General features: G+C 70.6%; 11 protein-coding genes. 5 read left to right on the top strand and 6 right to left on the bottom strand.

From position 1 onward, the window contains the following. Positions 1-98: 98 nt before the first annotated feature. Positions 99-1,520, top strand: a complete 1,422-nt coding sequence (locus AC068Z_RS31475; RefSeq protein WP_478563240.1) for a cytosine permease — start codon at positions 99-101, stop codon at positions 1,518-1,520. Between the two features lie 59 nt (positions 1,521-1,579). On the opposite strand, the gene AC068Z_RS31470 is transcribed toward AC068Z_RS31475, so the two are convergent. Both AC068Z_RS31470 and AC068Z_RS31465 read right to left on the bottom strand, forming a co-directional pair. Further along, complete coding sequence (locus AC068Z_RS31470; RefSeq protein WP_478563237.1) at positions 1,580-2,668, bottom strand: branched-chain amino acid aminotransferase; 1,089 nt, start codon at positions 2,666-2,668, stop codon at positions 1,580-1,582. Between the two features lie 242 nt (positions 2,669-2,910). Next, positions 2,911-3,954 carry a 3-isopropylmalate dehydrogenase gene (locus AC068Z_RS31465; RefSeq protein ID WP_478563234.1) on the bottom strand — a complete coding sequence of 348 codons (1,044 nt, stop codon included), beginning with the start codon at positions 3,952-3,954 and terminating at the stop codon, positions 2,911-2,913. Between the two features lie 225 nt (positions 3,955-4,179). On the opposite strand from AC068Z_RS31465, the gene AC068Z_RS31460 reads away from it, so the two are divergent. Continuing rightward, a complete protein-coding gene (locus AC068Z_RS31460) occupies positions 4,180-5,676 on the top strand; it encodes a purple acid phosphatase family protein (RefSeq protein WP_478563231.1) in 1,497 nt (498 codons plus the stop codon). Positions 5,677-5,744: 68 nt separating this feature from the next. On the opposite strand, the gene AC068Z_RS31455 is transcribed toward AC068Z_RS31460, so the two are convergent. After that, positions 5,745-5,873: a hypothetical protein gene (locus tag AC068Z_RS31455; RefSeq protein ID WP_015657642.1), complete on the bottom strand. Its 129-nt coding sequence runs from the start codon at positions 5,871-5,873 to the stop codon at positions 5,745-5,747. A gap of 259 nt (positions 5,874-6,132) precedes the next feature. Between AC068Z_RS31455 and AC068Z_RS31450 the strand changes: the two genes are divergently transcribed. Then, positions 6,133-6,339, top strand: coding sequence for a DUF5988 family protein (locus AC068Z_RS31450; protein WP_478563228.1), 207 nt, complete (start codon positions 6,133-6,135; stop codon positions 6,337-6,339). A 54-nt stretch (positions 6,340-6,393) separates the two neighbouring features. Here AC068Z_RS31450 and pruA read toward each other — a convergent pair whose 3' ends face one another. Together pruA and AC068Z_RS31440 are read right to left on the bottom strand one after the other, a co-directional pair. After that, a complete protein-coding gene (pruA, locus tag AC068Z_RS31445) occupies positions 6,394-8,025 on the bottom strand; it encodes an L-glutamate gamma-semialdehyde dehydrogenase (protein WP_478563225.1) in 1,632 nt (543 codons plus the stop codon). Positions 8,026-8,281: 256 nt separating this feature from the next. Further along, entirely contained in the window at positions 8,282-9,208 is a 927-nt protein-coding gene (locus AC068Z_RS31440; protein ID WP_478563222.1) for a proline dehydrogenase family protein, read from the bottom strand. A 163-nt stretch (positions 9,209-9,371) separates the two neighbouring features. Between AC068Z_RS31440 and AC068Z_RS31435 the strand changes: the two genes are divergently transcribed. Next, positions 9,372-10,559 carry a helix-turn-helix domain-containing protein gene (locus tag AC068Z_RS31435; RefSeq protein ID WP_478563219.1) on the top strand — a complete coding sequence of 396 codons (1,188 nt, stop codon included), beginning with the start codon at positions 9,372-9,374 and terminating at the stop codon, positions 10,557-10,559. A gap of 31 nt (positions 10,560-10,590) precedes the next feature. On the opposite strand, the gene AC068Z_RS31430 is transcribed toward AC068Z_RS31435, so the two are convergent. After that, positions 10,591-11,169, bottom strand: coding sequence for a TetR/AcrR family transcriptional regulator (locus tag AC068Z_RS31430; protein WP_478563216.1), 579 nt, complete (start codon positions 11,167-11,169; stop codon positions 10,591-10,593). An 82-nt stretch (positions 11,170-11,251) separates the two neighbouring features. Here AC068Z_RS31430 and AC068Z_RS31425 point away from each other — a divergent pair, with 82 nt between their 5' ends. Then, complete coding sequence (locus tag AC068Z_RS31425; RefSeq protein ID WP_478563213.1) at positions 11,252-12,799, top strand: MFS transporter; 1,548 nt, start codon at positions 11,252-11,254, stop codon at positions 12,797-12,799. Positions 12,800-12,825: the final 26 nt, after the last annotated feature.

Below are 12,825 nucleotides of genomic sequence, written 5' to 3'. Positions count from 1 at the left end.
TAAACCAGCGCATCCGGCAAACAAACCCTTGACGTCCGACTCGGAGTGACCCACATTGAGTGACGTTCTAAATGTGCGGCGAGGCGAGGAGACCAGGTATGCGGGTGGAGCAGCGGGGCGTCGACACCGTCCCCGACGAGGAACGCACCAGCGGACCCCGTGACCTCGTCTCGATCCTGCTGGGGTCGAACCTCTGCCTCGGCGTGATCGTCTTCGGCTGGCTGCCGCCGTCGTTCGGTCTCGGCTGGTGGGCATCGGTCAGCTCGGTCCTGGTGGGTACGGCGGTGGGCATCGCCTTCACCGCCCCGCTCGCCCTGATCTCGCTGCGCACGGCGACCAACCTGTCCACGTCCTCCGGCGCCCAGTTCGGCGTGCGCGGCCGGCTCGTCGGCTCGGTCGTCGGCCTGCTGCTCGCCCTCGGCTACACCGCGCTGACCGTCTGGATCGGCGGCGACGTGATGCTCGGCACCCTCAACCGCCTGTTCGGCCTCCCCGCGAACGATCTCTCCTACGGGGTGATCTACGGCCTGCTCGCCGCGGCGACGGTCACGGGCGCGGTGTACGGCTACCGCGTGCTCCTCGCCATCTCCCGCGTCCTCGCGGTCGGCATGACGGCCCTGCTGCTGCTCGGCGTCTTCGCCTACGCCCCGGACTTCACCACGGCCGCGCTCCCCGACGCGGGCGGCTACCTGCTGGGCGGCTTCTGGCCGACGTGGCTGCTCGCGACGGTGGCCGCGGGCCTGTCGGGCCCCATCGCCTTCATCACGCTGCTCGGCGACTACACCCGCTACATCTCCCCCGCCCGCCACTCCTCCCGCCGGGTACTGCACGCGACCTGGCTGGGCCTCGCCGTGGGCCTGCTGATCCCCCAGCTCTTCGGCACCTTCACGGCGTACGCGGCCCGCGCGGCCCTCGACTACGCCGGACCGCTCGTCGACGCCGCCCCCACCTGGTACCTGGTGCCGCTGCTGCTCGCCGCCTCCGCCGGCTCGGTCGGCAACGCGGGTCTGATGCTCTACTCCATGGGCCTCGACCTGGACGCGATCCTGCCGCGCGCCTCCCGGGCCACGGCCACCTACACGGTCGCCGTGGTCGCCACGGTCTGTGTCTTCGTCGGTCACTACGCCTCCACGGCCCAGGACGCGATGACGTCGTTCGTGCTGCTGCTGACCGCGATCGGCACACCGTGGGCGGTCATCACCCTGATCGGCTTCGCCCGCTGCCGGGGCGAGTACGACGCGGAGGCCCTCCAGGTCTTCAACCGCCGCTCGCGGGGCGGCATCTACTGGTACCGCGGCGGCTGGAACATCCCGGCGACCGTGTCCTGGGCCCTCGGCGCCACGGTCGGCGTCCTCGCGGTGGCCCTGCCGTCGTACGAGGGCCCGCTGCTGACGCTGACGGGCGGGGTGGACTGCAGCTTCCTGCTGTCGGGGCTGGTGGGGGGTGTGGCGTACGTGCTGTCTTCGACGCCGGTGGCGGCGATCTCAGCCCGTCCGGCGTTTGAGGACGAGGCCGTCTAGGCCGAAGCGGGGGCCTGGGGGCTGCCGCCCCCAGACGCCCGCTTCGGCACAGGGTGCTCTTAGCCCAGGGGGTGCATCCACCCGTGGCGATCCACGGCAGTGCCCCGCTGGATGTCCAGGAGGGCCTGGCGAAGTCGCAGCGTGACCTCGCCGGGCTCGCCGCCGCTCTGCCGCCACTCGGCGCCGGTCCGCTTCACCGTGCCGACCGGCGTGATCACCGCCGCCGTACCGCAGGCGAAGACCTCGGTCAGCGAGCCGTTCTCGGAGTCGCGCTGCCACTGGTCGACGGAGATCCGGCCCTCCTCGGCCTCGTAACCGAGGTCACGGGCGACGGCGAGCAGGGAGTCGCGCGTCACGCCCTCCAGGATGGACCCGGTGAGGGTCGGCGTGACGATCTTGTTGCCGTACACGAAGTACAGGTTCATGCCGCCGAGCTCCTCGACCCACTTGCGCTCGACCGCGTCGAGGTAGCAGACCTGCTGGCACCCCTTGGCCGCGGCCTCGGCCTGCGCCAGCAGGGACGCGGCGTAGTTGCCGCCGGTCTTGGCGTCGCCCATGCCACCGGGCACCGCGCGGACGTGGTCCTCGGAGACCCAGATGGAGACCGGCTTCACGCCGCCCGGGAAGTAGGCGCCGGCCGGGGAGGCGATGACGAGGAACAGGTATTCGTTGGCCGGCTTCACCCCGAGCCCGACCTCGGTCGCGATCATGAACGGACGCAGGTAGAGGGACTCCTCGCCACCGTGCGCCGGGACCCAGGCCGCGTCCTGCTTGACCAGGGCGTCACAGGCCTCGATGAAGGTCTCGACCGGCAGCTCGGGCATGCCGAGGCGCCGGGCGGAGGCCTGGAAGCGCTTGGCGTTCCGGTCCGGGCGGAAGGTGGCGACGGTGCCGTCGGGCTGACGGTAGGCCTTCAGGCCCTCGAAGATCTCCTGCGCGTAGTGCAGCACCATGGTGGCCGGGTCGAGGGAGATCGCCGCGTACGGGACGAGCTGCCCGTCGTGCCAGCCGCGGCCCTCGGTCCACTTGATGGTCACCATGTGGTCGGTGAAGTGGCGGCCGAACCCGGGGTCGGCCAGGATCGCCGCGCGCTGGGCGTCGGCGAGCGGGCTGGCGGAGGGCTTGAGCTCGATCGTGGGCGTCGTCATGAGTGGTTGTCCTTCACCGGTTTTGGTTGTGGCGGGCCGCGCTCGCGCCAGTACTGTCAGTGGCCAGTGCTAGGACGTCCGAGCATTCCCTCATTCCGCGGCTCCGCGTTCGATTATCGCAAGCGTGAGCCGTGGAAGAAATCGGCGTGAATCGCGACCCAGGGGTTGATGGTGACACCCGGCGGCGGACATGCGAAAGCCGCCGGGCGTTCGGACCCGGCGGCTTCGAGATGAGCGACGGGTCAGCCGGCTACGCGTACGGCCAGCGCGTCGCCGATCTCCGTGGTGCTGCGGGCGGGCTTGCCCACGCGCTCGGTGAGGTCGGCCGCGACCGCCTCGTCGATCCGGGCGGCCTCGGCGTCGTAGCCGAGGTGCCGCAGGAGCAGCGCGACGGACAGGACCGTGGCGGTGGGGTCGGCCTTGCCCTGGCCCGCGATGTCCGGCGCGGAACCGTGGACCGGCTCGAACATCGAGGGGAACTCACCGGAGGGGTTGATGTTCCCGGAGGCCGCGACGCCGATGCCGCCGGAGACGGCCGCGGCGAGGTCGGTGATGATGTCGCCGAAGAGGTTGTCGGTGACGATGACGTCGAACCGCTCGGGCTGGGTGACCAGGTAGATGGTCGCCGCGTCGACATGCATGTACTCGGTGGTGACCTCGGGGAACTCCGTGGCCACCTGGTTGAAGATGTTCGTCCACAGGTGACCCGCGAAGGACAGCACGTTGTTCTTGTGGATCAGCGCGAGCTTCTTGCGGGGGCGGGCCTGGGCGCGGGCGAAGGCGTCCCGGACCACGCGCTCGACACCGAAGGCCGTGTTGACGGAGACCTCGGTGGCCACCTCGTGCGGGGTGCCCTGGCGGATGGCGCCGCCGTTGCCGGTGTACGGGCCCTCGGTGCCCTCCCGGACGACGACGAAGTCGATCGACGGCTCGCCCTTCAGCGGCGTCTCCACGCCCGGAAGGAGCTTCGACGGACGCAGGTTGACGTGGTGGTCGAAGAGGAAGCGGAGCTTGAGCAGGAAGCCGCGCTCCAGGACACCGGAGGGGACCGACGGGTCGCCGATGGCACCGAGCAGAATGGCGTCGTGCTTCTTCAGCGCGTCGACGTCGGCGTCGGTGAGGGTCTCACCGGTGGCGTGGTAGCGCCGGGCGCCGAAGTCGTACTCCTTGGTCTCCAGCTTCACATCCTGCGGAAGGACGGCGGAGAGGACCTTGAGACCTTCGGCCACGACCTCCTGGCCGATGCCGTCACCGGGAATCACTGCGAGATTGAGGCTGCGAGACATGTCGGCACCCTACTCCTCGTCCCATGGGATGACACACGATGTCCGCGATACGGACAGCCGACCAGCGGCAACCACATCACGTCGGTTGCCGTTCACCCGTATGTATGAAGGGCGTTGGGGATCGCTGGGAAGTTCTCCACCATGACTGCACCATCCAGGGGCACACCCCCCGGACCCCCCGTCCCCGACATAGGTATTCCGCCGCAGCTCGCGCGCCGGATGAGCATGGCCGAGCAGTACGAGTACGCGCGCACGAAGCTGACCCGGCGCCGCGCGCTGGTCACGGTGGGCGCGGTGGCCGGCGGTCTGCTGACGGGCTGCTCGGAGTCGGGGACACCGACGGCACGGCCCTCCGCGTCGGCCACGGGCAAGGTGCCCGGCTCGGCCGTCGTCCCCTTCGGCCGCCATCTCGCCTTCGGCGCGGATCCACGCACTCAGATGCGGATCTCCTGGCAGGTGCCGGCCGCGGTCAAACGGCCGTACGTGCGCGTGGGTTCACGGCCGGACGACCTCGGCCGCAAGGTGGCGGCCGAGATCCGCGATCTGCACACGCCGGGCGTGGAGGGGGTGCGGCTCGCCCTGGAGCAGTACTACATGCACGCGGCACTGGACGACCTGCTGCCGGACACGACGTACTACTACGGCGTGGGCCACGACGGCTTCGACCCGGCCGAGGCTCCGCACCGCGCCACGGTCGCCTCCTTCCGTACGGCCCCGGCGAACCCGAAGTCCTTCGTCTTCACCGCCTTCGGCGACCAGGGTGTCAGCGACGCGGCCGAGGCGAGCGACCATCTGCTGCTCCGTCAGGACCCCGCGTTCCATCTGCACGCCGGTGACATCTGCTACGCCAACGTCAAGGGCAGGGGCGAGGAGTCGGACGGCTACGACCCCGGGTTCTGGGACCTGTTCCTCAAGCAGAACGAGCAGGTCGCGAAGTCCGTGCCGTGGATGGTGACGACCGGCAACCACGACATGGAGGCCTGGTACTCACCGGACGGCTACGGCGGCCAGCTGGCCCGCTTCAGCCTCCCGGAGAACGGCTTCGACCCGCGGACGGCACCGGGGGTGTACTCCTTCGTGTACGGCAACGTCGGCGTCGTGGCGCTGGACGCGAACGATGTCTCGTACGAGATCCCCGCGAACCTCGGGTACACGGACGGCCGCCAGACGAAGTGGCTGGACGCGCGCCTGCGCGAGCTACGGGCCTCGGCGGCGGTGGACTTCGTCGTCGTCTTCTTCCACCACTGCACGTACTCGACGTCCTCGCACGCCTCGGACGGCGGGGTGCGCGCCGAGTGGCTGCCGCTGTTCGCCGAGCACCAGGTCGACCTGGTGATCAACGGCCACAACCACGTCTACGAGCGGACCGACGCCATCAAGAACGGCGAGGTGGGCCGCCCGGTGCCGATCGGCGGCGCCACCGACCCGACCCGCGACGGCACCGTGTACGTCACGGCCGGCGGGGGCGGCAAGGATCTGTACGGCTTCCCGGCGGGCGTGGCGGAGAGCTACGAGGGGCACGTGAAGGACCGCGAGTCGGTGGACACCTTCCAGTGGACCAAGTCACGGTCCGCCAAGAAGGAGACCGTGGAGTGGTCGCGGGTGCGCTACCGGGGCTTCTCGGTCCTCAAGGTCGAGGTGGAGGGCGCCCGGTTGAAAGTGTCGGCGCTGGCCCACGACGGCAGACGCATCGACCACTTCGAGGTGCGGCGCGGCGCGTGAGTCCGCGCCGCACCTCGCGCGGGTGCGGCTCCCGGCGTCTGGGGGTTCCGGCGTCTGAGGGTTCCGGCTCAGTGGCCGGTCGCGCCGCCGTTGTCGCGCCGGTCGAGGGCGCGCTGGAGTGCGGCGGCGGCGTTCTTGCGGTCGGACTCGCTCGTACGGGAGAGGTGACGGACTCGGCGGGCGGTCGTCTCGGCCATGAGGGATCGACTCCTTCGACAAACCTGGAGCGGAAGGGGGTTACGAGACGCCGGGTGGGGCGGGGAGCCGGCCGCAGGGGTTGCCTGCGCGGGGCCTGGCTCACGACCGCCATTCGCTTGATCTAGCGAGACGTTCGGCTTCTACAAAGTTAAGGGAGGGTGGCGCTTCTGTCTCCACAATTACTCGGACTTCCTACTATCTGAGACGGCAGGCCTCCGTCGGCCGTCCTACCGTGGGGAGAAAGGGGAAGGAGTGGACATGAGCGGCACGGAGAAAGTGGTTCTCGACGGCGGTCCGGACGATCTCCCCGAGCGGGTCGTCCCGGTACCCGAGCCCGGGCCGGACGTGAAGATCAAGCTCCGCGGCGGCTACGAGCACTTCAGGCCGACCTCGCGGGCCGAGCAGACCCCGTCCGGGAAGCTCCCGGTCTACGAGTGGTGGGAACGGACGGAGATCGCCGAGTAGCACGACGGGCCGGGCCCCATGAGGGAACCCGGCCCGTGATCACCCGCTGAGGGCTCAGCCCATGTGGGGGTAGGCGTAGTCGGTCGGCGCGACCAGCGTCTCCTTGATGGCGCGGGTCAGCGTCCAGCGCATCAGGTTCTGCGGGGCGCCGGCCTTGTCGTTGGTGCCGGAGGCGCGGCCGCCGCCGAAGGGCTGCTGGCCGACGACGGCGCCGGTCGACTTGTCGTTGATGTAGAAGTTGCCGGCCGCGAAGCGCAGCTTCTCCATCGTGTACGCCGCCGCCGCGCGGTCCCCGGAGATGACCGAGCCGGTGAGGGCGTAGTCGGACACCGACTCCATCTGGGTCAGCATCTCGTCGTACTTGTCGTCCTCGTAGACGTGCACGGCGAGGATCGGGCCGAAGTACTCGGTGGTGAACACCTCGTTCTCCGGGTCGGTGCACTCGATGACGGTCGGGCGGACGAAGTAGCCCACCGAGTCGTCGTAGGAGCCACCCGCGACGATCGTGCAGGTCGGGTCCTGCTTCGCCCGGTCGATCGCCGCCTTGTTCTTGGCGAAGGACCGCTCGTCGATGACCGCGCCGATGAAGTTCGACAGGTCGGTGACGTCACCCATGGTCAGGTAGTCGACCTCGGCCGCGAACTCCTCCTTGAAACCGGAGTTCCAGATGGAGGCCGGGATGTAGGCGCGGGAGCTCGCCGAGCACTTCTGGCCCTGGTACTCGAAGGAACCACGGGTCAGGGCGGTCTTGAGCACCGCGCGGTCCGCCGACGGGTGGGCGACGACGAAGTCCTTGCCACCGGTCTCGCCGACCAGCCGCGGGTACGAGCGGTACTTCTCGATGTTGGCGCCGACCGTCTTCCACAGGTACTGGAAGGTCTTGGTCGAGCCGGTGAAGTGGATGCCCGCGAGGTCCCGGTGCTCCAGGGCGACCTTGGAGACCTCGACGCCGTCGCCGGTGACGAGGTTGATGACGCCCTTGGGCAGACCGGCCTCCTCCAGCAGCTGCATCAGCAGCACGGCGGCGTGGGTCTGCGTCGGGGACGGCTTCCACACGACGACGTTGCCCATGAGGGCCGGGGCGGTGGGCAGGTTGCCCGCGATGGCCGTGAAGTTGAACGGCGTGATCGCGTAGACGAAGCCCTCCAGCGGGCGGTGGTCCAGCCGGTTCCACACGCCCGGGGAGTTCGCCGGGGGCTGCTCGGCCAGGATCTGGCGGGCGTAGGCGACGTTGAAGCGCCAGAAGTCGACCAGCTCGCACGGGGTGTCGATCTCTGCCTGCTGGGCGGTCTTGGACTGGCCGAGCATGGTGGAGGCGGCCAGCGTCTCGCGCCAGGGGCCGGCGAGCAGCTCGGCGGCGCGCAGGATGATCGCCGCGCGGTCGTCGAAGGACATCGCGCGCCAGGCCGGGGCGGCGGCGAGGGCCGCGTCGATCGCGTCCTGGGCATCCTGCTGGGTGGCGTTGCCGTAGGTGCCGAGGCGGGCCTTGTGGTTGTGCGGCTGCACGACGTCGAAGCGCTCACCGCCGCCCATCCGCTTCTCGCCGCCGATCGTCATCGGCAGGTCGATCGGGTTCTCGGCCAGCTCCTTGAGCTTGACCTCGAGCCGGGCCCGCTCGGGCGAGCCGGGGGCATAGCCGTGCACCGGCTCGTTGACGGGGGTGGGGACCTGGGTCACAGCGTCCATGACGTACCTCTTCCGAGTGAATCCACGGCTTCAGCCTGGGGCCGCTGAGGCCGTTGCATATGGTGAGCAGTGGTCAGGGCTTGACCGTCGCGACGTCGCCCCGGCGGTTTCGCGAGAAGCCCCTTCGGGGGCGGAGTCACGAGATCCGTAACTCCTTTCCTCCACGGATCTGGGTCCGGCTCAGCCGGCCACAAGGCGGCGGCTGTCGGCCTCCGAGGACTCCTCGGGGGCCGACAGTCGGCGCTCGCCCGGTGCATCAGCCCTTGGTGATCATCGACCGGACGAAGAAGCGCAGGTTCGCCGGCTTCTCCGCCAAGCGGCGCATGAAGTAGCCGTACCAGTCGGTGCCGTAGGCGGTGTAGACGCGCATGCGGTGGCCCTCGGCGGCCAGGCGCAGGTGCTCGTCGCCGCGGATGCCGTACAGCATCTGGAACTCGTACTCGTCCAGCTTGCGCCCCGCGCGGTGCGCGAGCTCCTGGGCGATGGAGATCAGGCGCGGATCGTGGGACCCGATCATCGGGTATCCGGAGCCCTCCATGAGGATGCGCATGATCCGGACGTACGCCTTGTCGATCTCGCCCTTGTCCTGGTAGGCGACCGAGGCGGGCTCCTTGTAGGCGCCCTTGACGATGCGCACGCGGCTGCCGTTCGCGGCGAGCCGGCGGGCGTCGTCCTCGGTGCGGAACAGGTAGGCCTGGATCACGCAGCCGGTCTGCGGGAAGTCCTTCCGCAGCTCCTCGTGGATGGCGAACATCGAGTCGAGGGTGGTGTGGTCCTCCGCGTCCAGGGTGACCGTGGTGCCGATGGCGGCGGCGGCCTCGACGACCGGACGGACGTTCGCGAGCGCCAGCTCGTGGCCGCCGGGCAGCGCCTGGCCGAACATCGACAGCTTCACGGACATCTCGGCGCGCGTGCCGAGGCCGAGGCCCTTGAGCCGGTCGATCAGCTCCAGGTAGGCGTCCCGGGCGGCCTCGGCCTGCTCGGGGGTGGTGATGTCCTCGCCGACCACGTCCATGGTCAGCTCCAGGCCCTTGGCCGTGAGGTCCTCGATGATCGGGACGATCTCGGCCACGGTCTCACCGGGGATGAAGCGGTCGACGACCTGCTTGGTGACCGGGGCCGCCGAGACCAGACGTCGCATCCGGTCGCTGCGCGACGCGGCGAGAATCACGGGACCCAGCACGGGGCACCTCCACAAACCATCAGAAACAGGCCGCGACCCGACGCTTGGGGTACGGCACGGAGAACCACCGTGAAACCTAAGGATCCCTCCGATCGTCGGCCATCGACAGCTGTCACGCATCCGTGCCACAGATCTCATACAGATGTATGAGGACCCTCGGGAAATGAGGGAGAATGCCCGAGTGACAGCGGAATTCAAGGCTGACTACCAGGAGCTCGTCGATGAGATCTCGGAGCTGCTGGGCGCCCCCGCGACCCTGGAGAACCGCGACTTCGAGCTGATCGCCTTCGGCGCGTACGACAGCGAGGACGAGCTGGACGCCTCGGCGCTGGACCCTGTGCGCACCCGCTCGATCCTGACCCGCCGCTCTACCGCCGCCGTCCGCGCCTGGTTCGAGGGCTTCGGCATCACCCGCGCGAGCGCCCCGGTCCGGATCCCGCCCACCCCGGAGGCCGGCGTCTACCGCGGCCGGATCTGTCTGCCGGTACGCCATCGGGGTGTCGTCCTCGGGTACGTCTGGCTCCTGGACGACGACCCCGGGCCCACCGACCGCCAGCTGGCCGCCGCGATGCAGGTCACCACCCGGATCGGCGCCCTGCTCGCCGACGAGGCCCAGCACGGCGCCGACCTCACCCGTGAACTGCGGGCCGTCCTCACCGCCGAGCGGGACTGGCAGCGGGACATGGCCGTCGCCGAACTCCGCGCCGCCCTCGGCCCCCGCGCCGACTCCGTCCATACGGTCGTCTGCGTCGCCCCCTGGCCGTCGGCCGACCCGGACGACGCCCCCTCGGTGCGGACGGTGCCGGGCGCGACGGCGCTGTGCACGGTGCCGTGGGGGGCGACGGCCCACTCGCTGGCGCTGCTGATGCGACTGCGCTCGCCCGAGGTCCTGACGCCGGCGACGACCGCGGCCGGACGGCTCCTGGAGCGCGCGGCCGGACGCGGGGGCGCCGGGATCGCCGCCGCCCGGGCCGGGCTGGTGGAGCTGGGGGCGGCCTGGCGGGAGGCGTCGGCCGCGGCGCGGGCGGTGCTCGCCGAGCCCCGGCTCGGGCCCGTCGCCGAGTGGGCCCGCATCGGCCCGTACCGCCTGCTGACCGCGCTGCCCCCGGAGGCGGCCCGTGACCCGGCGGTGGCCCCGCTCCTGGCTCCCGCGCACCGGGAACTCGCCCGCACCGCCGAGGTCTACCTCGACTGCGCGGGCCAGGCCGCCCGCACCGCCGCCGAGCTGGGCATCCACCGGCAGACCCTGTACTACCGCCTCTCCCGCGTCGAACAGCTGACGGGCCTCGACCTGGACGACGGGGAGGACCGGCTGCTGCTGCACATGGCACTGAAGGGGGCGCGGCTGTAGGGCGGGGCGGACGGCCGGGGCGAGGGGCGGGTCACTTCCGGGTGGCGGCCTCGATGACCTGGCGCAGCCCCTCGGTGAGCTGCTCCGCGCCGGGCGCGGTCTTCGGGTCGAAGGTCCACTGGGCGATGAGGCCCGTCATGAGGGTCACGTAGAACATGCCGAGGGTGTCGGCGGTCTCGTCCGAGACGTCCTCCTCGCGCCCGCCCATGAGCAGCGGGATCAGGCCGCGCCCGGCTTCCCGCTGGGCCCGCGCCAGGTGGTCGCGGACCTCGGGCATCCGGTCGCCGGAGGTGATGACCTCCATGCTGAGGCGCCACATCGGCGCCCTCAGGGTGCCGATGATGTTCGACCACGCCTCCTGGAACCGCTCGATCGAGCCGTCCTCGGTGGTGCTCGCGACGGCCCCCTCCCCCTCGAAGGCGTCGCCCATCTCGCCGACGAGCGCCACGTACGCCTCCGCGAGCAGCGCGTCCTTCGAGCCGTAGTGGTACCCGATCGAGGCCAGGTTGGTCCCCGACTCCTTGACGATGTCGCGCGCGGTCGTGCGCACGAACCCCTTGGCCAGCAGGCAGCGCTTGGCGCCTTCGAGCAGATCCTCACGGTGTCCCATGGCGCCAGCGTACCCCGGTTCATACAGGCGTCCTATACAACCGTCATAGACAAGTGTTTAAGACGTGTGTACATTCACCGGCATGACGACGAACCCGACCCCGCCCACCCGTGCCGGCCGCCGTGAATGGACCGCGCTCGGGGTGCTGATGCTGCCGCTGCTGCTGGTCTCGATGGATGTCTCGGTCCTCTACTTCGCGATCCCGGCGATCAGCGCCGATCTGGAGCCGAGCGGCACACAGCAGTTGTGGATCTTCGACATGTACGGCTTCGTCCTGGCGGGCCTGCTGATGACGATGGGCTCGCTGGGCGACCGGATCGGCCGGCGCCGGCTGCTGCTGTTCGGCGCGGCGGCCTTCGGCGGCGCCTCCCTGGTGGCCGCGTACGCCAACAGCCCCGAGACGCTGATCGCCGCCCGCGCGGTGCTCGGCATCGGCGGCGCCACGCTGATGCCGTCGACGATGGCGCTGGTGCGCACGATGTTCACCGACCCGGCGCAGCGCACGAAGGCGATCGGCGTGTGGTCCGGCGTGATGACCGCGGGGATCGCGCTGGGCTCGGTGATGAGCGGCGTCCTCGTCGAGCACTTCTGGTGGGGCTCGGTCTTCCTGGTCAACCTGCCCGCGATGGCCCTGCTCCTGCTCCTCGGCCCGGTCCTGCTGCCCGAGTCCAAGAACCCCGAGCCCGGCCGCTTCGACCTGCTGAGCGTGCCCCTGTCCATGGCGGCCGTGCTGCCCGTGATCTACGGCCTGAAGGAGATCGCCGCCGAGGGCTGGAACGCCGGCCACGTCGTCTCGGTCACCGTCGGTCTGCTCTTCGCGGCGCTCTTCGTCCAGCGGCAGCGCACCACGGCCTCGCCGCTGATCTCCCCCGCCCTGTTCCGGGGCCACGGCTTCACCCCGGCGGTCGTGCTCAACCTCGTCTCGGCCTTCGGGATGATGGGCTCGGCGTACTTCACCACCCAGTACCTCCAGTCCGTCCTGGACAAGAGCGCCCTGGAGGCGGCGCTGTGGAGCCTGCTGCCCTCGCTGCCCATCGGCGCCGCGGCGCCGGTCGCGGCCGGACTCGTGCAGCGGGGTGTGCCGCGCGCCCAGGTCGTCGCCGGGGGCTTCGCGGTCGCCGCGTCCGGCTATCTGATGCTGGCCCTGACCGGCTCGGACGCCATCTGGCTGCTGCTGGCCGCGTGCGCCGTCCTGGCCTGCGGGATCGTCGCCGTGATGTCCCAGCTGACCGACCTCGCGCTGAGCGCGGCCCCGGTGGAGAAGGCGGGCTCGGCCTCCTCCCTGATGGAGACCGGCACCGAGTTCGGCGGCGCGCTCAGCATGGCCGCGCTGGGCTCCATCGGCGCGGCCGTCTACCGCGCCGAGATGCCGGACACGGCCCCGGAGGCGGCCCGCGAAACGCTGGGCGGCGCGCTGGCGGTGGCCGAGCGGATGCCGGAGCGCACGGGACAGACCCTCGCGACGGCCGCCCGGCAGGCGTTCACGGCGGGGATGCACACGGCGGCGGTCGTGGGCGCGGTCCTGCTCCTCGCCGCGGCGGTGCTGGCGGCGGTGACGCTGCGGCGGATCAAGGTGCGGACAGAGGAAAACGCCGGACAGGCTGATCGACTCAGCCCGTCCGGCGTCTGAGGACGAGCCCGTTCAGGGCGAACGGG

This window comes from Streptomyces sp. NPDC043726, assembly GCF_056436565.1.
This window is presented reverse-complemented; position numbering and strand designations above follow the sequence as displayed.

Excerpts from the sequence above, each read along its gene's own strand:
- AC068Z_RS31465 (WP_478563234.1), bottom strand. The coding sequence starts at position 3,954 with ATGTCTCGCAGCCTCAATCTCGCAGTGATTCCCGGTGACGGCATCGGC.
- AC068Z_RS31475 (WP_478563240.1), top strand. The coding sequence starts at position 99 with ATGCGGGTGGAGCAGCGGGGCGTCGACACCGTCCCCGACGAGGAACGC.
- AC068Z_RS31455 (WP_015657642.1), bottom strand. The coding sequence starts at position 5,873 with ATGGCCGAGACGACCGCCCGCCGAGTCCGTCACCTCTCCCGTACGAGC.
- AC068Z_RS31435 (WP_478563219.1), top strand. The coding sequence starts at position 9,372 with ATGAGGGAGAATGCCCGAGTGACAGCGGAATTCAAGGCTGACTACCAG.
- AC068Z_RS31450 (WP_478563228.1), top strand. The coding sequence starts at position 6,133 with ATGAGCGGCACGGAGAAAGTGGTTCTCGACGGCGGTCCGGACGATCTC.
- pruA (WP_478563225.1), bottom strand. The coding sequence starts at position 8,025 with ATGGACGCTGTGACCCAGGTCCCCACCCCCGTCAACGAGCCGGTGCAC.
- AC068Z_RS31425 (WP_478563213.1), top strand. The coding sequence starts at position 11,252 with ATGACGACGAACCCGACCCCGCCCACCCGTGCCGGCCGCCGTGAATGG.
- AC068Z_RS31430 (WP_478563216.1), bottom strand. The coding sequence starts at position 11,169 with ATGGGACACCGTGAGGATCTGCTCGAAGGCGCCAAGCGCTGCCTGCTG.
- AC068Z_RS31460 (WP_478563231.1), top strand. The coding sequence starts at position 4,180 with ATGGCCGAGCAGTACGAGTACGCGCGCACGAAGCTGACCCGGCGCCGC.
- AC068Z_RS31470 (WP_478563237.1), bottom strand. The coding sequence starts at position 2,668 with ATGACGACGCCCACGATCGAGCTCAAGCCCTCCGCCAGCCCGCTCGCC.